At 56.1% G+C, this 21,003-nt stretch carries 16 protein-coding genes and 1 rRNA gene; 6 read left to right on the top strand and 11 right to left on the bottom strand.

Annotation, left to right across the window (positions count from 1 at the left end):
• Positions 1–25: 25 nt before the first annotated feature.
• From BMW97_RS20870 to BMW97_RS20860, 3 genes are read right to left on the bottom strand one after another with little or no spacing between them, the layout of a single operon-like run.
• On the bottom strand, positions 26–814 hold the full coding sequence (locus BMW97_RS20870) for a nucleotidyltransferase domain-containing protein (RefSeq protein WP_045909144.1): 789 nt from the start codon (positions 812–814) through the stop codon (positions 26–28).
• Between the two features lie 4 nt (positions 815–818).
• Positions 819–2,045 (bottom strand): RtcB family protein, encoded by a 1,227-nt coding sequence (locus tag BMW97_RS20865; protein WP_045909143.1) that lies wholly within the window; start codon positions 2,043–2,045, stop codon positions 819–821.
• 4 nt (positions 2,046–2,049) lie between these two features.
• Positions 2,050–3,177 carry a slipin family protein gene (locus BMW97_RS20860; RefSeq protein ID WP_045909142.1) on the bottom strand — a complete coding sequence of 376 codons (1,128 nt, stop codon included), beginning with the start codon at positions 3,175–3,177 and terminating at the stop codon, positions 2,050–2,052.
• 441 nt (positions 3,178–3,618) lie between these two features.
• Here BMW97_RS20860 and rtcR point away from each other — a divergent pair, with 441 nt between their 5' ends.
• From rtcR to BMW97_RS20845, 3 genes are all read left to right on the top strand, one after another.
• Complete coding sequence (rtcR, locus tag BMW97_RS20855; RefSeq protein ID WP_045909141.1) at positions 3,619–5,193, top strand: RNA repair transcriptional activator RtcR; 1,575 nt, start codon at positions 3,619–3,621, stop codon at positions 5,191–5,193.
• A gap of 105 nt (positions 5,194–5,298) precedes the next feature.
• On the top strand, positions 5,299–6,243 hold the full coding sequence (gene panS / locus BMW97_RS20850) for a ketopantoate/pantoate/pantothenate transporter PanS (protein WP_045909140.1): 945 nt from the start codon (positions 5,299–5,301) through the stop codon (positions 6,241–6,243).
• 50 nt (positions 6,244–6,293) lie between these two features.
• Positions 6,294–6,566, top strand: coding sequence for a YjbD family protein (locus BMW97_RS20845; protein WP_014830263.1), 273 nt, complete (start codon positions 6,294–6,296; stop codon positions 6,564–6,566).
• Here BMW97_RS20845 and rluF read toward each other — a convergent pair whose 3' ends face one another.
• Entirely contained in the window at positions 6,567–7,439 is an 873-nt protein-coding gene (rluF, locus tag BMW97_RS20840; protein ID WP_008503414.1) for a 23S rRNA pseudouridine(2604) synthase RluF, read from the bottom strand.
• Positions 7,440–7,636: 197 nt separating this feature from the next.
• Here rluF and BMW97_RS20835 point away from each other — a divergent pair, with 197 nt between their 5' ends.
• Together BMW97_RS20835 and BMW97_RS20830 are read left to right on the top strand one after the other, a co-directional pair.
• Positions 7,637–7,939: a type II toxin-antitoxin system RelE/ParE family toxin gene (locus BMW97_RS20835; RefSeq protein ID WP_045909139.1), complete on the top strand. Its 303-nt coding sequence runs from the start codon at positions 7,637–7,639 to the stop codon at positions 7,937–7,939.
• Between the two features lie 6 nt (positions 7,940–7,945).
• Complete coding sequence (locus BMW97_RS20830) at positions 7,946–8,233, top strand: addiction module antidote protein (protein ID WP_021242718.1); 288 nt, start codon at positions 7,946–7,948, stop codon at positions 8,231–8,233.
• Here BMW97_RS20830 and BMW97_RS20825 read toward each other — a convergent pair.
• Entirely contained in the window at positions 8,230–9,861 is a 1,632-nt protein-coding gene (locus BMW97_RS20825; protein WP_008503411.1) for a Na/Pi cotransporter family protein, read from the bottom strand. The genes BMW97_RS20830 and BMW97_RS20825 overlap by 4 nt on opposite strands.
• Positions 9,862–9,977: 116 nt before the next feature.
• Positions 9,978–13,661 carry a methionine synthase gene (gene metH, locus BMW97_RS20820; RefSeq protein ID WP_045909138.1) on the bottom strand — a complete coding sequence of 1,228 codons (3,684 nt, stop codon included), beginning with the start codon at positions 13,659–13,661 and terminating at the stop codon, positions 9,978–9,980.
• A gap of 193 nt (positions 13,662–13,854) precedes the next feature.
• Between metH and iclR the strand changes: the two genes are divergently transcribed.
• A complete protein-coding gene (gene iclR / locus BMW97_RS20815) occupies positions 13,855–14,685 on the top strand; it encodes a glyoxylate bypass operon transcriptional repressor IclR (protein WP_126534939.1) in 831 nt (276 codons plus the stop codon).
• Between the two features lie 22 nt (positions 14,686–14,707).
• Here the strand turns inward: iclR and aceK are convergent, their stop codons facing one another.
• The 5 genes from aceK to rrf form a co-directional block, all read right to left on the bottom strand.
• Complete coding sequence (gene aceK, locus BMW97_RS20810; RefSeq protein WP_045909136.1) at positions 14,708–16,459, bottom strand: bifunctional isocitrate dehydrogenase kinase/phosphatase; 1,752 nt, start codon at positions 16,457–16,459, stop codon at positions 14,708–14,710.
• 51 nt (positions 16,460–16,510) lie between these two features.
• Positions 16,511–17,815, bottom strand: a complete 1,305-nt coding sequence (gene aceA, locus BMW97_RS20805) for an isocitrate lyase (protein ID WP_008503407.1) — start codon at positions 17,813–17,815, stop codon at positions 16,511–16,513.
• Between the two features lie 31 nt (positions 17,816–17,846).
• Positions 17,847–19,448 carry a malate synthase A gene (gene aceB, locus BMW97_RS20800; protein ID WP_045909135.1) on the bottom strand — a complete coding sequence of 534 codons (1,602 nt, stop codon included), beginning with the start codon at positions 19,446–19,448 and terminating at the stop codon, positions 17,847–17,849.
• A gap of 270 nt (positions 19,449–19,718) precedes the next feature.
• Positions 19,719–20,648: a homoserine O-acetyltransferase MetA gene (metA, locus tag BMW97_RS20795; RefSeq protein WP_008503405.1), complete on the bottom strand. Its 930-nt coding sequence runs from the start codon at positions 20,646–20,648 to the stop codon at positions 19,719–19,721.
• Between the two features lie 228 nt (positions 20,649–20,876).
• Positions 20,877–20,992 (bottom strand): 5S ribosomal RNA (gene rrf, locus BMW97_RS20790).
• Positions 20,993–21,003: the final 11 nt, after the last annotated feature.

The following is a 21,003-nucleotide window of genomic DNA, read 5'->3' as shown; positions in this document are numbered from 1 at the left end:
GGCATTTTCACTACCGGGCCATTCTTTAGCTTTTCATTACTGTTCTCATCAGCAACGAATCCAGATCTTTTAAATTTCCTTCTCTGCTGTCGGGTAGTACCGGCGGTACTTCTCCTCTCACCAGCTCATTTTGCAAAAAAGCGTGGAGTAATGGCCGTTTAGGACCATATTCCGCTTCACCTGCGCGCTGTTTTATTTCCAGCAATGCATCGATTTCCGCACGTAACGGCGCACACAGTTCGCTTCCGGCAAGCAGTTCGGCAAAACGCATCGGTGGAACGCCTTTCCCCGCTTCTACCCACCGCGCCGCCAGCAAAGGGCGCAGAACATAAAAGTACTTTTTCAGCCGAACCGTTTCCCCCTGTAAATATCCACGGAAGTTTTTTCGGGCCATCGAGTAGTAATGCCAGCGGGCGCGCAATGGCGAAAACCACGCAGGTATTAGCGCACGCAACTCGGCCACTACCGTCTCATCCTCCTGATAAACAACAGGGGAATCCAGCCACTCGATAAGCGTCGGGTTTGCACCCTTCAGCAGGCCCAGTGTCTTGCGCCATTCCCAGCCACATACGTCCAGTTCATCATCTATCGGCAGCTCGATCACATCCCGTTGGGCTTCGACGCGCAAATACCATTCTGGGCGGTGAACGTACAAAAACCGTACATCATAATCGCTATCCGGTGAGGCAAAACCCCATCCCCGACTGCCCGATTCACAGGCGTAGAGCATGCGCACGTTATAGCGCTGCTCTATATCGTGAAGTTGCCCGCATACGCGTGCACGCATCGCGCTATCAACATCGTTGTTGCTCATTTTTTTATCCTTTTACACACACTACCTGTCGCAGGGTGTGAACGATCTCCACCAGCGACGATTGCGCGGCCATCACGGCGTCAATGTCTTTATAGGCCATCGGCGTTTCATCGATCACCTCATTGTCTTTGCGACACTCTACGTGAGAGGTCGCCTGAATATGGTCGCTAAGGGTATAGCGTTTTTTTGCCGCCGTTCGACTCATCACTCGCCCAGCGCCGTGGCTGCAGGAACAAAAGCTTTGCTCGTTGCCGAGGCCACGCACGATGAAGCTCTTCGCGCCCATTGAGCCCGGAATAATCCCCATCTGCCCTTTCTGCGCCGACACCGCACCTTTGCGCGTGATCAGTACCTCTTCCCCAAAGTGATGCTCTTTCTGCACATAGTTATGATGGCAGTTAACCGCCTCCTGCTGCGTAATAAAGGGCTTAGTCACTTCGCGAGAGAGCGCCGCCAGCACGCGCGACATCATCACTTCCCGATTGTGGCGGGCAAAATCCTGCGCCCACTCCACCGCCTCGATGTAGTCCTCATAGTGACGACTCCCCTCCTGAAAATAGGCCAGATTTTTATCCGGCAGATGTCCCAGGTGATGCTGCATATCCTGCTGTGCCAGGGCGATAAACACATTACCGATGGCGTTTCCTACGCCGCGCGAGCCGCTGTGCAACATCACCCAGACGCGCTGCTGCTCATCGAGGCAAATTTCAATAAAGTGATTTCCGGTACCCAGCGTGCCCAGATGCTGGTAGTTGTTGGTTTTCCGCAACTGCGGGTATTTATCCGTGAGTTGTTTAAAACGTGGGGCCAGCACCCACCAGCGATCGTCCACTTCTTTCGGTGGCGTTTCCCACGCGCCTTTATCCCGTCGAGAACGGGTATTGGTTCTCCCATGCGGTACTGCCTGTTCAATGGCGCTACGTAAACCGCTGAGATTATCCGGCAAATCACCGGCCACCAGCGACGTGCGAACGGCAATCATCCCGCAGCCAATATCTACGCCAACCGCCGCAGGAATAATTGCCCCTTTGGTCGGGATCACGCTGCCGATGGTTGAGCCTTTACCGAGGTGAACGTCGGGCATCACCGCAAGGTGTTTGAAAATAAACGGCATCTTTGCGGTATTCAGTAACTGCGCCTGTGCCTCTGGTTCCACGGGCACACCGTGAGTCCACATTTTGATCGGGGCGCCGTATGGCGCTGTCAGTAATTCAAAATCATTCTGTTGCATTGCGTTATCCTTTCAGGTTAACAAGGCCGTGTAATACCTGGTCCAGGCCACCAAATACTGAAATTTTGTCGATACGCTCCGCGACCCTTTCCAGGGTTTCCAGCTCTTTTAAACGCAGCGCCACCGGGTTGTTCTCCATCACCTTTGCGGTGTTTAACAGCGATCGTGTCGCCGCCGTTTCTTCACGTCGGCGAATAACATTCGCCTGGGCCGATTTTTCGGCCTCTACCAGACGGGATAAAATCGTTTTCATATCACCAGGTAAAACAATATCTTTTACCCCAAGCGACGCAATTTCCATTCCAAAGGATGACAGGCGGCCTTGCACCTGTTTGCTGACCACCTCGTCAATGATCTGCTTATCTTCCAGTAACTCATCGAGCGTGCGGGTGCCGACCGCTTCACGCAGTGCGAACTGGAGTTCGCGGTACAAATGTTCCAGCGGTTTCGTAAGCTGTCCGCAGGCCTGCAGCACGTCGCTGTAGCGCCAGTTAGCCGCCAGGTTCAGGCGCAGGTTAACTTTGTCCTTCGTCAGGATCTCCTGCCCGCTCACTTCCACCACCTGAAGGCGCGTATCCACTACCTCTGCCTCAACCAGATGGTTAATTTTCCAGTAAGCCGTCAGTCCCGGCGGTAACAGTGCCTGAATTTCTCCGTCGATTTTCACCACCCCGACGTGCCAGGCAGGTACGTGTACGACCAGCATCGCGTCACGCCCTTTTACCGCGCCATTGCGACGCGGCTGCAGAGCAGCATTCATCACGTCCTCCGGCACCCGCACATCACGGGTATCAATTCTTCGCAGGCTCAACGCCGCATCCTGCTGCCAGTACAGACGACGTGTACAAGGCGGCACAATCTCCTGCAATACGCCGTTGTTCGATAACACCCCGATTTCATCCGCAGTAAGATCAACCGCCAGGCAGTAACGTGCCACCCAGTCAGGCTGAAAGCGGCGCAGATAATCCGCCAGCGCACCCGGCACCTCGCTGCCGTCCTGGCTCACCACCAGCACGTCGTCAGTATTGAACCAACCCAGACGGTGTTCACCCGCCTCCAGTACCCGGTAATAATCGCCAGCTTTTGCTACCAGTCCTAACTGACCTTTTTTTATCGTGATTTTTTTAGCCATTTTATATTCCTTAAAGTCAGGCGCGAGTGCAGGCACGAAATCACAGGGGAATGCCTTTTCGCCTGCGATCCGGCGCCATTACCGGCGACCTTCATTGGGATTGCTGACTGCGCAATCCCCGTTTTTACTTTGATGTTTACAACCAGTTTTCATTGGGAGAATGAATCGGGAATCGAACCCTTCTGTCTGTCATTGGTTGACGGAACGCCCCCGGAAAACAGCCTTGCCGTTCCTGGTGCGCCGACGGGGCCTTAACCCCCAGTGTGCTCAACGTCGTGACGTTATCTGTATTGCCAGAAGCGTGCCAAAAACAAAAATTGTCGTTTTATTTTTTTATTTCATTGATAATTAATGCTTTTTATTTATCACACTTTTCATTCATTGCCGTTCGGCTCAACATTTTTTATCCTGTTATATCGACAATTATCTTTCTGGATAAACATGAAGAAGCGGAAGGTGGTAATCGGGGTGCTTGGCACCGTGATGGATAAACGGGGAAAGCGGGCTAATCGCTTTCGCAAATGGCGACCGACCGTCGGGCTGTGCCAACAGCCGGATTTCCCGGTCGACAGGCTGGAGCTGCTACATCAACCGCGAGATCTCGGCATGGCTCAGCAACTGGCGGAAGATATTGTGCTGGTTTCCCCCCACACCGAGGTGCGTCCCAGCACGGTAATCATTGAAGACCCGTGGGATTTCGAAGAGGTTTATGCCGCGTTTCTCGATTTCGCCACCCAGTATACTTTTGATACCGATCACGAAGAGTATTTCGTCCACATCACCACCGGCACGCATGTGGCGCAGATCTGCTGGTTCCTGCTGACGGAAGCCCGCTATCTTCCCGCCAGCCTTTTGCAGACTGGCCCTGCCAGAAAAGAAGCCTCTGCTGAGGAGACTGCAGCCGGAACTTACTCAATTATCGACCTGGATTTAAGCCGCTACACGACCCTTACCAACCGTTTTCAGCGCGAGCAGCAGCAGTCAATCTCATTTCTGAAAGCGGGCATTGATACGCGAAATGCCACCTTTAACACTCTTATCGACAAGATTGAACGCGTGGCGCTACGTTCAACAGCCCCGATTCTGCTGACCGGCCCCACCGGCGCGGGCAAGTCGTTCCTCGCGAACCGCATTTATCAGCTTAAGCAGTCACGCCATCAGGTATCCGGCAAGCTGGTTTCCGTCAACTGCGCGACCCTGCGCGGTGATAACGCCATGTCCACGCTGTTCGGCCATGTGAAAGGAGCCTTTACCGGCGCACTGTCGGCGCGCAGCGGCCTGCTGCGTGAAGCCGATGGCGGCGTCCTTTTCCTCGACGAGATTGCCGAACTAGGCCTGGATGAACAGGCGATGCTGCTCAAAGCCATTGAAGAGAAAACTTTTTTCCCGTTTGGCTCCGATAAAGAAGTTCACAGCGATTTTCAACTTATCGCCGGAACCCACCGTAATATGCGCCAGTGGGTGGCCGAGGGACGTTTTCGTGAAGATCTCTATGCCCGTATTAATGTGTGGAGCTTTGCCTTGCCCGGCCTTGCCCAACGGAAAGAGGACATCACGCCGAATGTCGACTACGAACTTCAACGTTTCTCTCGCGAAAGCCAGACGCAAATCCGCTTCGATAAAGAGGCGCGCGAAGGCTATCTGGCCTTTGCCTGTTCCAGCAGGGCGCTGTGGCGGGGCAACTTTCGCGAACTGAGCGCCAGCGTCGCACGCATGGCGACGCTGGCGGAACGAGGGCGTATTACTCAGGATCTGGTGCTGGAGGAGATCTCACGTCTTCAGACCGACTGGCAAACTGACGTGACGCAGCCTGCAACTGACATGGAGATTGACCTCTTTGACCAGCGGCAACTTGAAACGGTGCTGGAGGTATGTCGCCGCAGCGCATCGTTGTCTGAAGCCGGACGTGAGCTGTTTGCCGTTTCACGGCTCAAAAAAGCCAATCCTAACGACGCCGACCGACTGCGCAAATATCTGGCTCGCTTTAGTCTGAGCTGGGAAAGCATCCGGTCATAATTCATTTGAATATTACTTCCTTACGCGATAAACAATAACTATAGCCGGGCTCGATCCCGGCTTTTTATAACAAACACATACAACATTCATCGCAAGGAAATCATTATGTTATCCGCTATTACGCGGCTGTTCCCGTTATGGGCGCTGCTGCTCTCCGTACTCGCGTATTACACGCCCACCACGTTCACCGGTATTGGTCCGTGGGTCACCACGCTGCTGATGCTGATCATGTTCGGTATGGGCGTGCATCTGAAAGTCGACGACTTCAAACGCGTGCTGTCTCGCCCTGCGCCCGTCGCGGCAGGAATATTTCTGCACTACCTGGTGATGCCGCTCGCGGCGTGGCTGCTGGCGATGGCCTTTAAGATGCCGCCCGACCTTTCCGCCGGGATGGTGCTGGTGGGCAGCGTGGCCAGCGGCACGGCGTCCAACGTCATGATCTATCTGGCGAAAGGCGACGTGGCGCTCTCCGTCACTATCTCGTCCGTCTCTACGCTGGTGGGCGTGATTGCCACGCCGCTGTTAACCCGCCTGTACGTGGATGCGCATATTCAGGTGGACGTGATGGGTATGCTGCTGAGCATTCTGCAAATCGTGGTGATCCCGATTGCGCTGGGGCTGGTCATTCACCATCTTTTCCCGCGCGTGGTGAAGGCCGTTGAGCCATACCTGCCCGCATTTTCGATGGTCTGTATTCTGGCCATCATCAGCGCCGTGGTGGCGGGCTCCGCCTCGCACATTGCTTCCGTAGGCTTTGTGGTGATCGTCGCGGTGGTGCTGCATAACACCATTGGCCTGCTGGGCGGCTACTGGGGCGGGAAACTGTTTGGCTTCGACGAATCGACCTGCCGCACGCTGGCAATCGAGGTAGGGATGCAGAACTCCGGCCTGGCGGCGGCGCTCGGTAAAATCTACTTCTCGCCGCTGGCGGCCCTGCCGGGTGCGCTGTTCTCCGTCTGGCATAACCTCTCCGGCTCGCTGCTGGCGGGCTACTGGTCCGGCAAACCGATTGAGGAACAAACGAAAAAAGATGCGGTGAAGCAGGGTTAATTGACTCAGCTTGCTTTACACTGAAGCCTCTCTCTCAGGAGGCTTCAGCAATGGCGACACCACGTTTGACCCAGAAAGACATGACGGAAGCCGAGCAGCGCGAACTGAAAACGCTTCTCGACCGCGCCCGCATCGCGCATGGCCGTACGCTGACCAACGCCGAAACCAATCAGGTGAAAAAAGAGTACATCGACAAACTGATGGCGCAGCGTGACGCCGAGGCGAAAAAAGCCCGCAAACTGAAAAAGCAGCAGGCTTACAAGCCGGATACCGAAACGACCTTTTCCTGGTCGGCCAATACCTCTACCCGTGGAAGGCGCTAGCTAGCGCCCTTTCTTTTTACGGCCAGGCTGGGTAAATCGCTTCCCGTTGCCCGGTTTGCCGCGTCCTTTCTCTTCCGCCTGCGGTGCCTTCACGACCGGACGCTTAATCGCCTGGGTTTTCGGTTTTGCTTTGGCTTTCGGCTTCGCTTCGGACGAGGAGTTCTCGATAAGCTTGAACAGCTCGATCAGTTCGTCGTCCGTTAAGTCGCGCCATTCGCCCAGCGGAATGCCGGACAGGCTGACGTTCATGATGCGCGTGCGCTCCAGCTTCGTCACTTCATAACCGAAGTACTCGCACATGCGGCGGATCTGGCGGTTTAAGCCCTGCACAAGGGTAATACGGAACGCGAACGGCGCTTCTTTCTTCACCTTACACTTTTTCGTAACGGTACCGAGGATCGGCACACCGGCGCCCATACCGCGAATAAAGTCGTCCGTGACCGGCTTATTCACCGTCACAATGTACTCTTTCTCGTGATCGTTACCGGCACGCAGGATCTTGTTGACCAGATCGCCGTGGTTAGTGAGGAAAATCAGCCCCTGAGAGTCTTTATCCAGACGGCCAATCGGGAAGATACGGCTGCTGTGGTTCACGAAATCAACGATGTTGTCCCGCTCGCCATCTTCCGTGGTGCTGACAATCCCAACCGGTTTGTTCAACGCGATAAACACCAGGTCTTCGGCATCACGCGGTTCGATGAGCTGACCATTCACTTTAACCACATCGCCAGGCATCACCTGGTCACCAATCGTGGCGCGTTTGCCGTTGAGGAACACATTACCTTGTTCAATGTAACGGTCCGCCTCGCGACGTGAGCAGATCCCGCTCTCGCTAATGTATTTGTTTAATCGGGTTGATTGAGTTGGCAGCATAGTTTCTCCTGTGAAGGGCGAAATATACCTTAGGTATGGACTGGAAAAAAAGATTAGCCGACGGTAACTGAGACGGGTTTTTTAGTTTGCGAGACGCTTTCAGGATTTTGCATCCTGTCATTTACCCATGTGTTCAAGCCTTTTAGTTTTACTCTCCATGGAGAAGTATTTGTAGTTTATAAATCACAGGGAGTAATATGAAGGAGATTGTTCAGACAGAATCCTTCCGACGCTGGGAGCAAAACTTAAAAGATCGACGAGCGAAGACCATTATCGCTTCCCGCCTCTTTCGGTTGGCAAATGGCTTAGCTGGCGACGTTAACCCCGTGGGAGAAGGTATAAGTGAGCTAAGGATCCACTTTGGTCCGGGCTACAGAATCTATTTTAAAGACCAGGGCAATTACATCATCGTGCTGTTATGTGGTGGTGACAAAAGCAGCCAGGCCAGAGACATACTGATGGCAAAAATGCTGAGCAATGTATCCCAATGGCAGGAGTGAATGAGCATGCATAAATTAACACCTTACGATCCCGCCAACGCGTTGGTGGATGACGAGGAAATCGCCGTGTTTATCGCTGATGCACTAGAAACAGGCGACTCGACATATATCGCTAAAGCCCTTGGTGTTGTCGCGCGAGCCAAAGGCATGTCGAACATTTCACAGCAAACCGGTTTATCACGTGAGCAGCTTTATCGGTCATTCAGTGATAAAGGAAACCCAACGCTCAAAACTACGCTCGCGGTCATGAAAGCATTGGGTTTTGGGTTAACACTCAAACACGCCGGGGATTAATACTCATCCCGCTGGTCATCTTCATCCGGCTGTTCCATCACGCTGTAGGCCACCGCACAGAACAACGAGTTAAGGCGCTTCATATCGCCCAGCAGTCCCAGGTGGAGTGAGCTGGTTTCGATACTCTGCACGTTTTGCTGATGCAGACGCTCAACGTGGGCGTGCGAGTAGCGGCGGTTAAGAATGCGGAATCGATGCTTGTTACGGCGCAGGCGGCGCGCGCTCGGGACGTCGCTGGAAAAGAAGACCAGCATCGCCAGCTTCAGGTTACTGACCAACTGCTCGTGCAGCGCTTCCAGCTCCTTCAGGCCTTCAACGGAGAACGCCCGGCGTGCGGCCAGCGACTTATCGGCGATCTCGCTGCCCATGCGCTCAACGATATCGGAGGCCTGCTCAAGGTTGAGCGACATCTCAATGATTTCCGCCCAGCGGCGGGACTCCTCCTCCGCCAGCTCGTCCTGCGGCATGCGCGCCAGGTAGAGCTTAATGGCGGTATAGAGCACGTTGATATCATCCGCCAGTCTGCGCAGCTCTTTCTCCTCCCGCGGCTCGCCGTGCATTACCTTTTGCAGGCCTTCGAGCATGGTCTCCATCGCGTCGCCCATGCGCAGCGTCTCGCGTGCGGCATTCGCCAGCGCCAGCGCCGGGGTGTCCAGCGCGGAGGTATCCAGATGCTTCGGCTTCAGGCGCGCATCCAGCTCCGGTTCGTCCTGAATGAGTCGTTCGCAGAAGCGGGCCATCGACCCGGCAAAAGGGACCATCGCCAGGCAGCGCACCAGGTTGTAGAACACGTGGAAATAGATCACCAGCTCCGCCTTCGGCAGCGGGAGGTTGTCCATCAGGTTCGCCAGCGGATGGATAAAGGGCAGGATAATCAGGCTGCCCACCAGCTTAAACAGCAGGCTACCGAGCGCCACGCGGCGGGCGGCAGCGTTGGCGGCGCTGTTATTGAGCATCGCCAGCAGGCCAGAGCCGAGGTTGGCACCGATCACCAGACACAGCGCGACCGGGAAGGAGATCGCCCCGGCGGCGGTGAGCGTGGCCGTCAGCAGCACGGCGGCCAGGCTGGAGTAGCTGACGATGGCAAACACCGCGCCAATCAGCGCGTCGAGCATGATGTCCCCGGTCAGGGAAGCGAAGATGACCTGAACGCCGTTGGCCTCGGTAATCGGGGTGACCGCCTGCACAATCAGCTCCAGCGCCAGCAGGATCAGCCCCAGGCCAATGCCCACGCGTCCAAGCTGGCCGGCCCGCGTCTGTTTGCGGCCGAGGAAAAAGATGACGCCGACAAAAATCAGCAGCGGCGACAGCCAGGAGAGGTCAAACGTCAGGATACGCGCCATCAGCGCGGTACCCACATCAGCCCCCAGCACAATGACCAGCGCCGGGGCCAGAGCCACCAGATCCTGCGCCACAAAGGAGGTGACAAGCAGGGTTGTGGCGTTGCTGCTCTGAACCAGTGCCGTTACGCCAATGCCCGCGCAGAAGGCGAGCGGCTTCTTCTCAACGCTGCTGCTGAGAACGGTACGTAAACGGGCGCCAAAAACGCGCATCACGCCGGTACGGACGATATGGGTGCCCCATACGAGCAGTGCGACTGCAGAGAGCAGATGTAACAGGGTCAGCACGGAAGGTTTTCCTCCTTATCATTATTCGTTTTCCATAGGTTTAGTATAAGGGGTTAAGCGTAAGAAAGAGACAAGGCACCCTTGAGGTGCCTTGTTTGTTGTAAGGAAAAGTGACGTTAGTCTGCGTCGTAGCCTAAGTTCGGGGCCAGCCAGCGCTCGACTTCTGACACGCTCATGCCTTTGCGCAGGGCGTAATCTTCAATCTGATCGCGCTGCAGCTGCGCCACGGCAAAGTACTTGCTGTCCGGATGACTGAAGTACCAGCCTGAAACTGACGCACCCGGCCACATGGCGAACGACTCGGTGAGCTTCATCCCGGTATGGGCTTCGACGTCCAGCAGTTGCCAGATCGTGCCCTTTTCGGTGTGCTCCGGGCAGGCCGGATAGCCCGGTGCCGGACGAATCCCCTGGTAGTTTTCGCGGATCAGCTCCTCGTTGCTGAGGTTTTCATTCGCCGCGTAGCCCCAGTGCACCTTACGCACGCGCTCGTGCAGGTACTCGGCGAAGGCTTCCGCCAGTCTGTCGGCGATCGCTTTCACCATGATTTTATTGTAATCGTCGTGCTGCGCTTCGAACGCGTCCGCCAGCGCATCTTCTTCCAGACCGCCGGTCACGGCAAAGGCGCCAATATAGTCGGCTTTACCGCTCAGCTTCGGCGCGACAAAATCGGCCAGGCAGTAGTTGGCAAAGCCCACTTTCTCGGTTTGCTGACGCAGATGGCGGCTGACCGCCAGTATGTGGGTGCGAGTTTCATCGCGGTAAATTTCGATGTCGTCACCCACACGGTTAGCCGGGAACAGGCCCACGACGCCGCGCGGGTTAAGGGTTTTCTCCGCACTCAGCCTGTCGAGCATGTCGTTAGCATCTTTAAACAGGCGTTTCGCCTCCTCACCTACCACCTCATCTTCCAGGATGCGGGGATATTTGCCCGCGAGCGACCAGGTCATAAAGAACGGCGTCCAGTCGATGTAGTTGCGCAGCGTTTCAATGCTGGCGCTGACCTCCTGAACGCCCAGGCGGTGCGCGACCGGCGGCGTATAGCTCGACCAGTCAAACGCCAGATCGTTATCGCGTGCCGCCTGGAGTGAAACTGGCGGGGTACGCGGTTTCTTGCGCCCGTGCTGGATGCGAACGGTTTCGTACTCTTTGCGGGTGCGCTCAACAAACTCGTCGCGCTGGGTGTCAGAGAGCAGCGCGGAGACCACGCCCACCGTACGCGAGGCGTTCTGCACGTAGACCGTCGGCCCGCTGTAGTTCTGCTCGATTTTCACCGCCGTGTGCGCTTTAGAAGTGGTCGCGCCGCCAATCAGCAGCGGAATGGTGAAGCCCTGACGCTCCATCTCCTTCGCCACGTTAACCATCTCGTCCAGCGACGGGGTGATCAGCCCGGAGAGGCCAATCAGATCGGCGTTCACTTCGCGCGCGGTCTTGAGGATTTTATCCGCCGGGACCATCACGCCGAGGTCAATAATCTCGTAGTTATTACACTGCAGCACCACGCCGACGATATTCTTGCCGATGTCGTGCACGTCACCCTTGACGGTGGCGATGACCATCTTGCCGTTGCTGGAGCCTTTCTCTTTGCTGGCCTCGATAAACGGCTCCAGGTACGCCACGGCCTGCTTCATCACGCGGGCGGATTTCACCACCTGTGGCAGGAACATTTTGCCTTCACCGAACAGATCGCCTACCACGTTCATGCCGTCCATCAGCGGCCCTTCGATCACTTCAATCGGGCGGGCTGACTGCTGACGCGCCTCTTCGGTGTCCTGCTCGATAAACTCGGTGATGCCTTTTACCAGCGAATATTCCAGACGCTTTTTCACGTCCCAGGCACGCCACTCTGCCTGCTGAACGTTGGCTGCGTCATCCGACTTGCTGCCGCGGTATTTCTCCGCCAGGTCCAGCAGCCGTTCGGTGGCGTCGTCGCGGCGGTTGAGGATCACGTCTTCCACCGCGTCGCGCAGCTCTGCGGGCAGGTCGTCGTAAATCGCCAGCTGGCCGGCGTTAACGATCCCCATGTCCATCCCGTTGCGGATGGCGTAGTAGAGGAACACGGCGTGGATCGCTTCACGCACCGGGTCGTTACCGCGGAACGAGAACGAGACGTTCGACACGCCGCCGGAAATGAGGGCATGCGGCAGCTCGCGCTTAATGTCCTCGCACGCGCCGATAAAGTCCTGGGCGTAGTTATTGTGCTCTTCGATGCCGGTCGCCACGGCGAAGATGTTCGGGTCAAAGATGATGTCTTCCGGCGGGAAGCCCACCTCTTCGGTCAGTATTTTGTACGCGCGGCGGCAAATCTCAATTTTACGCGCGCGGGTATCGGCCTGGCCCACTTCGTCGAAGGCCATGACCACCACGGCGGCACCGTAGCGGCGGACCCTCTTCGCGTGGTGGATGAAGACATCAATGCCCTCTTTCATGGAGATGGAGTTGACGATGCCTTTACCCTGAATGCACTTCAGCCCCTTCTCGATCACGTCCCATTTGGAGGAGTCGATCATGATCGGCACGCGGGCGATGTCCGGCTCACCGGCAATCAGGTTGAGGAAACGCACCATCGCCGCTTCGGCGTCGAGCATCCCCTCATCCATGTTGATATCGATAATCTGCGCGCCGCTTTCCACCTGCTGGCGGGCAACGTCCAGCGCTTCGCTGTACTTCTCTTCTTTGATCAGGCGTTTAAACTTCGCGGAACCGGTGACGTTCGTACGCTCACCCACGTTCACAAACAGGCTGTCTTCACCAATGGTCAACGGCTCAAGGCCGGAGAGGCGACAGGCAACCGGCAGTTCGGGCAGCCTGCGTGGCGGCAGTCCGGCGACGGCATTGCTCATGGCGGCGATATGCTCCGGCGTGGTGCCGCAGCAGCCGCCGACGATGTTCAGAAAGCCAGACTCGGCCCACTCGCGGATTTGTGCCGCCATGGTGTCGGCATCCAGATCGTATTCACCGAAGGCATTTGGCAGACCGGCGTTCGGGTGCGCGGTGACGTAGCATTCCGCGATGCGCGACAGCTCCTGCACGTACTGGCGCAGTTCATCCGGGCCCAGCGCGCAGTTCAGGCCGAAGGAGAGCGCGTCGGCGTGGCGCAGGGAGTTATAAAACGCTTCGGTGGTCTGGCCGGACAGGGTACGGCCAGAGGCGTCGGTGATGGTGCCGGAAATCATGATCGGCAGGTCAACGCCCAGCGCCTCGAACTCCTCTTTCACCGCGTAAATCGCGGCTTTGGCATTGAGGGTATCGAAGACGGTTTCAATCAGGATCAGATCGGAACCACCTTCCACCAGCGCTTTGGTCGATTCACGGTAGGCCGCAACCAGCTGGTCAAAGGTGATATTACGAAACGCCGGGTCGTTGACGTCCGGTGAAATCGACGCGGTGCGGTTCGTCGGGCCAAGCACCCCGGCAACGTAGCGCGGCTTATCCGGCGTGCGGGCCGTCCACTCGTCGGCGCAGGCTCGCGCCAGCTTCGCGGCTTCAAAGTTGATTTCCGCCGACAGGGATTCCATCTGGTAATCCGCCATGGCGATGGTTGTCGAGTTAAAGGTGTTGGTTTCAACGATATCCGCACCCGCTTCGAAGTAGGCGTTGTGGATATCCTTAATCACGGACGGCTTGCTGAGCACCAGCAGGTCGTTGTTCCCTTTCAGGTCGCAGGGCCAGTCGGCAAAGCGTTCGCCGCGGAAATCATCTTCACTCAGGCGATAGCCCTGGATCATGGTGCCCATGCCGCCGTCCAGCACCAGAATTCGTTCATTTAACTGCGCACGCAGTTGCTCTACTTTGCTGCTCACACTTGCTCCCGACAACGCTCAACAAGGCCAAAAGGCTGCGTTCCATACTGGCACAATCTCGCAGGGTGGAAAAGCCGCTCAGCGGTAACATGAGACATGTTCACCATCACTCCTCCGATCAGTCAGGATAACGGTTGCAAATTCACCAAATAAAACGAAAATGATTTCCACGATACAGAAAAAGGAGATCGTCATGGTCGCGACCGTTCCCGCTAAACGCGGCAGAAAACCTGCTGCCACCACCGCCGCCGCACAACAGGGCGGACAGGTTCAATCGCTCACGCGCGGTCTGAAGCTGCTGGAGTGGATAGCCGAGTCGCACAGCAGCGTGGCCCTGACGGAGCTGGCCCAGCAGGCTGGCCTGCCGAACTCCACAACACACCGCCTGCTGACCACCATGCAGCAGCTGGGTTTTGTCCGCCAGGTGGGCGAGCTGGGACACTGGGCGGTGGGCGCGCATGCGTTTATCGTGGGCAGCAGCTTCCTGCAGAGTCGCAACCTGCTGGCGATTGTGCATCCGATTCTGCGCAAATTGATGGAAGAGTCGGGCGAGACCGTGAATCTGGCCGTGCTCGACCAGAGCGACCATCAGGCGATTATCATCGACCAGGTACAGTGCACGCAGCTGATGCGCATGTCCGCGCCGATTGGCGGTAAGCTGCCGATGCACGCGTCCGGGGCGGGGAAAGCATTTCTCTCGCAGCTGAGCGAGGAGCAGGTGACGGGGCTGCTGCACCGTAAAGGGCTGCACGCCTATACCCACGCCACGCTGGTTTCGCCGGTGCATCTGAAAGAAGATCTGGCCCTGACCCGCAAGCGCGGCTATTCGTTTGACGACGAGGAGCACGCCCTCGGCCTGCGCTGTATCGCAGCCTGTATTTTTGACGAGCACCGCGAGCCGTTTGCCGCCATCTCTATCTCCGGGCCGATTTCGCGTATGACCGACGATCGGGTCACTGAGCTGGGTGCGCTGGTGATTAAAGCGGCGAAAGAGGTGACGCTGGCGTACGGTGGGATTCGTTAAAATTGAGTGCGGCCTGATGCCCTCACCCCGGCCCTCTCCCACAGGGAGAGGGAGAAAAGCGGATGCAAAACCGCTGCTTGCGGCGGTATGCATACACATCTTCGACATGCCCATTTTTGATCCGCGTTTGCAGTCCGCGCCAGTAGCTGGCGCGAAACAGATCGGCATGCATCTCTTCGAATAGCGGCCCGATGCGCGGATCGGCGCACAACCAGTGGCGAAACTCTTCGGGAAACACATCGCCCGGCGAAACGCTGTACCACGGCTCGCTGGAAAGCTCATCTTCCGGGTAGCGGGGCGGTGGAATATCGCGGAAGTTCACCTCGGTCATGTAGCAAATTTCGTCGTAATCGTAGAACACCACCCGACCGTGACGGGTGACGCCGAAGTTTTTAAATAGCATATCGCCCGGGAAGATGTTGGCGGCGGCAAGCTGACGAATCGCGTTGCCGTACTCTTCAATCGCATCTCTTAAAGCCTGACCGTCGGACTGCTCCAGCCAGATATTCAGCGGCACCATGCGTCGTTCAATATAGAGATGGCTGATGGCGATCTTGTCGCCAAGATCGGTGATTTTGGCAGGTGCTTCCTGCAATAAAAGCGCCATGAGTGCCGGATCGATCTGCTGCTTATCCAGCACAAAGTTTTCGAATTCCTGAGTATCCGCCATGCGCCCGACGCGGTCGTGCTCCTTAACCAGCTGGTAGCATGCGCGGACGTGCGCGGCAGTCATCTCTTTCTGCGGCGCGAATCTGTCCTTAATTACCTTAAAGACCCGGTCAAAGCCCGGCAGCGTAAACACCAGCATCACCATGCCGCGAATGCCGGGCGCTTCGATGAACTGCTCATCAGCGGTAGTGACATAACGCAGGTATTCCCGGTAGCTTTCCGTTTTAGCGTGCTTCTGGCAGCCAATAGCCATATACAGCTCAGCGGTGGTTTTGCCCGGCAGGATCTCGCGCAGCCACTCCACCAGCGCGGCAGGTAACGGGGCATAGACCATAAAATAGGAACGGGCGAAGCCAAACACGATGCTGGCCTCGGCGCTGGTGGTCAGGCAGGTATCGACAAACAGTTCCCCGCCGTCGGTGCGGTGAATGGGCAGCAGAAACGGCACAATGGCCGTCGTCGTAACCAGTTTGCCCACCAGCCAGGCGGCTTTATTGCGGTAGAAAAGCTCGTTGGCCACCTGCAAATGGCTGTGGTTGAGCACCTCCGCGCCGAAGGCTTCCTTGAGATGGGCGTGGATATACCCGATATCCCGGGTTTTATTCTCCCAGGGCAGGCGCAGAGGCAGATCTGTAAGCACGCGGTGCAGGAGCTTTTCCCATCCGCGATCGGGGAAGAAATCTTTCGCCAGCGGACGCGGAATGGTACGAAAGCGTCGCTCGGGCTGGGAGCTGAAGATAAATAACCGCTCAGGAGATAATGAGCGGTGGTCAAATAACCGGCAATAGACGGAGTTGAAAAAGCTCTCCGCAATCTCGAAGCGCGGGTAGTCGGGTAACAAATGGGTGTAATGCTCTTTTACGCGCAGTAAAAATTCCGCGTCCGGACTTTTACCGTCGGTAATACAGCGCAACTGCTCCACCACCAGACCCACGTGGTGGTCATAAAGATGGATACGCTGCTTCATGGCCTGCTGAACCGCATGCCAGTCTGCGTGTTCGAAGCGCTGCTGCGCGCCGGAGGTCACTTCAAGAAAACGACCATACTGGGCATCGAAGCCCTGCAAAATAGTTTGGGCAATCAGTAATTCCAGGCCACGCGACATATATTCCCCCTCACCACCAACCCTCTCCCCAGGGGGGAGAGGGGGAAAAGATTAGAACTGTGCTTCTTCCGTTGAACCCGTCAAGGCGGTGACGGAGGAGGTGCCGCCCTGAATAATCGTGGTCACATTATCAAAGTAGCCGGTGCCCACTTCCTGCTGGTGAGAGACGAAGGTGTAGCCATCTTTGCCCGCCGCAAATTCTGGCTGCTGCACCTTCTCAACGTAGTGCTTCATGCCCTCACCCTGCGCATAGGCGTGCGCCAGGTCGAACATGTTGAACCACATGCTGTGGATGCCTGCCAGAGTAATGAACTGGTATTTGTAGCCCATGTCGGACAGCTGCTGCTGGAAGCTGGCGATCGTTTTGTCATCCAGCTTTTTCTGCCAGTTGAAGGACGGCGAGCAGTTGTAGGCCAGCAGTTTGCCCGGGTACTTCGCATGAATGGCATCAGCAAAGCGTTTTGCCAGCGCCAGATCCGGCGTGGACGTTTCACACCAGACCAGATCCGCGTACGGCGCGTACGCCAGACCGCGGCTGATCGCCTGCTCGATACCCGCGTGGGTACGATAGAAACCTTCACTGGTGCGCTCGCCGGTGATGAACTCGCTGTCGTACGGATCGCAGTCAGAGGTGATCAGGTCAGCCGCGTCGGCATCGGTACGGGCAATGACCAGCGTCGGCACGCCGAGCACGTCAGCAGCCAGACGCGCGGCAACCAGCTTCTGAACCGCTTCCTGTGTGGGAACCAGCACCTTCCCGCCCATATGTCCGCACTTCTTCACTGACGCCAGCTGATCTTCGAAGTGAACGGCCGCTGCACCGGCTTCAATCATCGATTTCATCAGCTCAAAGGCGTTCAGCACGCCGCCGAAGCCCGCTTCCGCATCTGCAACGATCGGCAGGAAATAGTCAATAAAGCGCGGATCGTTAGGTTCGATGCCCGCCGCCCACTGGATCTGATCCGCACGACGGAAGGTGTTGTTGATCCGATCCACGACCGACGGCACGGAGTTAGCCGGATAGAGCGACTGATCCGGGTACATGCTGGAGGCCAGGTTGGCGTCCGCCGCCACCTGCCAGCCGGAGAGGTAAATCGCCTCAATACCGGCCTTCGCCTGCTGCAGAGCCTGACCGCCGGTCAGCGCACCGAGGCTGTTGATGTAGCCTTTTTTGGAACCACCGTGCAGCAGCTTCCACATTTTTGCCGCGCCATTTTGCGCCAGCGTGCATTCCGGATTGACCGAGCCGCGTAATTTCACCACGTCCTCCGCGCTGTACGGACGGCGGATGCCTTCCCAGCGAGGTTGTGTCCACTCTTTCTTTAATTCTTCGATTTGTTGGGTACGGGTTTTCATGTGCAGATGCTCCATATTGTTATGTGGTGAGTTACGCCAAGAAGCGGTAGCCCGGCAGGGTCAGGAAGTCGATTAAGTCATCTGATGTGGTGATTTGCTCCATCAGGCGCGCAGCGTCGTCAAAGCGTCCGCTGCTGAAGCGGTGTTCGCCCAGCTCGTCCTGGATCACCCGCATCTCTTCGGCCAGCATCTGGCGGAACAGGGATTTGGTCACCGGCTTGCCGTTGCTGAGCGTTTTTTGATGGTGGATCCACTGCCAGATAGAGGTACGTGAGATCTCCGCCGTCGCAGCATCTTCCATCAGGCCGTAGATCGGCACGCAGCCGTTGCCGGAGATCCACGCTTCGATGTACTGCACCGCAACGCGGATATTGGCCCGCATCCCCTCTTCCGTCCGTTCGCCCGCGCACGGGGCCAGCAGCTGTTCTTCAGCCGTTGGGGCATCGTCTTCACGCGTGACAAACAGCTGGTTTTTATTGTCGCCAAGCACGCGGTTAAAGACGTCCATCGCCGTATCGGCCAGACCCGGATGCGCGATCCACGTCCCGTCATGGCCGTTACGTGCTTCAAGCTCTTTGTCGGCTTTCACCTTGTTGAGCACCTGATTGTTGCGCTCGGCATCTTTGCTCGGGATAAAGGCCGCCATGCCGCCCATCGCGAAGGCTCCGCGCTTGTGGCAGGTTTTGATCAGCAGACGCGAGTAGGCGCTCAGGAACGGTTTATCCATGGTCACGACCTGGCGATCCGGCAGTACGCGATCGGGGTAGTTTTTCAGCGTTTTGATGTAGCTGAAAATATAGTCCCAGCGTCCGCAGTTCAGGCCGACAATGTGGTCACGCAGAGCGTGCAGAATTTCATTCATCTGGAACACGGCAGGCAGCGTTTCAATCAACAGGGTGGCTTTGATAGTGCCGCGTGGCAGGTTGAAACGATCTTCCGCATAGCTGAAGACTTCGCTCCACCAGGCCGCTTCCTGCCAGGCCTGCGTTTTAGGCAGATAGAAATACGGGCCGCTGCCCTTTGCCAGCAGGGCTTTGTAGTTGTGGAAGAAATAGAGCGCAAAATCAAACAGGCTTCCCGGAATGGCTTCACCACGCCAGGTGACATGTTTTTCCGGCAGGTGCAGCCCACGCACGCGACAGATCAGTACCGCCGGGTTCGGTTTGAGCTGGTATATTTTGCCGGCTTCGTTGGTATAGCTGATGGTGCCGTTTACGGCGTCGCGCAGGTTGATCTGTCCGTCGATGACCTTACGCCAGTCCGGTGCCAGCGAGTCTTCAAAATCGGCCATAAAGACCTTAACGTTGGCGTTCATGGCGTTGATCACCATTTTGCGCTCTACCGGACCGGTGATCTCAACGCGACGATCCTGTAAATCTTCAGGGATGCCGCGGATTTTCCACTCGCCACGGCGAATGGAAGCGGTTTCCGAAATAAAACCAGGCAACTTGCCGTTATCAATTTCCTGCTGCTGATGAATACGTGCCGCCAGCAGCTTATTGCGCTGCGGCGTAAAGCGGGTCACCAGTTCAGTCAGAAATTCTACCGCTTCTGCCGTCAAAACTTGCTGTTCTTGCTCGCCATACGGCTGGGTAAAGGCCAGTTCATCGACCGTCGTTGCCTGTTGAGTCATTACTCTGCTCCTCATCAAAGATCCAAAATCACGCTCCCGATGCGAACGAAAGATCGTTGGGTAGTTTTCGCTCAGCAGAATTAAGACTATCTCTATTTTTTCTAAAATCAAAAACAATTTCCATTTTAATTATAAATTGCAATTAATTGATTGATTTTATTGAAATTAAAGTTTTGAAGAATGATGAGTGACATTTCGGAAATAAAAAAGGCACCCGAAGGTGCCTGATTTGAATAGCTGAAACGCTTTAGGATCGTTTAGTGCAGACGATTACTCCAGCGTTGGATTCATGTGACGCAGATCGTATGGTGTTATCTGGTAGACGTAGTAGTTGAGCCAGTTAGTAAAAAGCAAATTCCCGTGGCTGCGCCAGGTCGCTCTCGGTTTGTTTTGCGGATCGTCTTTCGGGAAATAGTTGTACGGGACATCCGGGTTCAGACCCGCTTCGACATCACGGAAATACTCTGACGCAAGGGTGTGCGGATCGTACTCAGGATGTCCGGTCACAAAGGCAATGCGCTTATCTTTACTGGCAAACAGGTAAGCGTCTCCATCTTCCGTTTCGGCCAGAATCTCCAGATCGGTGTAATCACGAATCAGCTGGGCCGGGAAGTCAGCGTAGCGGGAATGCGGAGCCAGGAAAGAATCATCAAACCCGCGCGTCAGCAACGCATGGGGGTGAAGAATATGGTGTTCGTATACGCCGGAGAGCTTTTCAGTGCGGGTTTGCTTGGGGATGCCATAGAGAATATTCAGTGCGGCTTGTACCGCCCAACAGACAAACAGCGTGGACGTGACGTGATCTTTTGCCCACTCCAGAACCTGTTTGATCTGCGGCCAGTAAGCGACATCGTTAAATTCCACCAGGCCCAGCGGCGCGCCGGTCACAATCAGACCGTCGAAGTTTTCACCCTGAATGTCATCGAAGTTGCAGTAGAAGTTGTTCAGATGCTCAGAAGGCGTATTGCGTGACTCACGGGCGTCGATTCGCAGCAGTTGAATATCGACCTGCAGCGGGGAGTTCGACAGCAGACGCAGGAACTGGTTTTCTGTTTCGATCTTTTTGGGCATCAGATTGAGAATAAGCACCTTCAGCGGGCGAATTTCCTGACCTGTCGCACGTGAAGTCGTCATCACAAAGACATTTTCTTCACGCAAGAAATTGACGGCTGGTAGCTCGTCCTGCACCCGAATCGGCATAGCTTTGTATCCTCACAGCATACGTATAAACGTTTAGACATCCAGACAGCTAACGATACCCAGAAATGGCTTGAATGTCGAGTCTGCAAGCAGAAGGTGAGAAAGTTTCAAGGAGAGGATGGTGCGGTCTGCCATGCCCGGTGGCGCTGCGCTTACCCGGCCTGCCGTTTATTTGGCGTATAAACGCAAAAAGGCCATCCTTTCGGATGGCCTCTTCACTTAATTGATGCCTGGCAGTTCCCTACTCTCACATGGGGAGACCCCACACTACCATCGGCGCTACGGCGTTTCACTTCTGAGTTCGGCATGGGGTCAGGTGGGACCACCGCGCTAAAGCCGCCAGGCAAATTCTGTT

The sequence above is a fragment of the Enterobacter sp. NFIX58 genome (assembly GCF_900110475.1).
Classification (GTDB): Bacteria; Pseudomonadota; Gammaproteobacteria; order Enterobacterales; family Enterobacteriaceae; genus Enterobacter; species Enterobacter quasiroggenkampii.
Note: the sequence above shows the minus strand (reverse complement) of the source record. Positions and strands in the feature narration are given on the sequence as shown.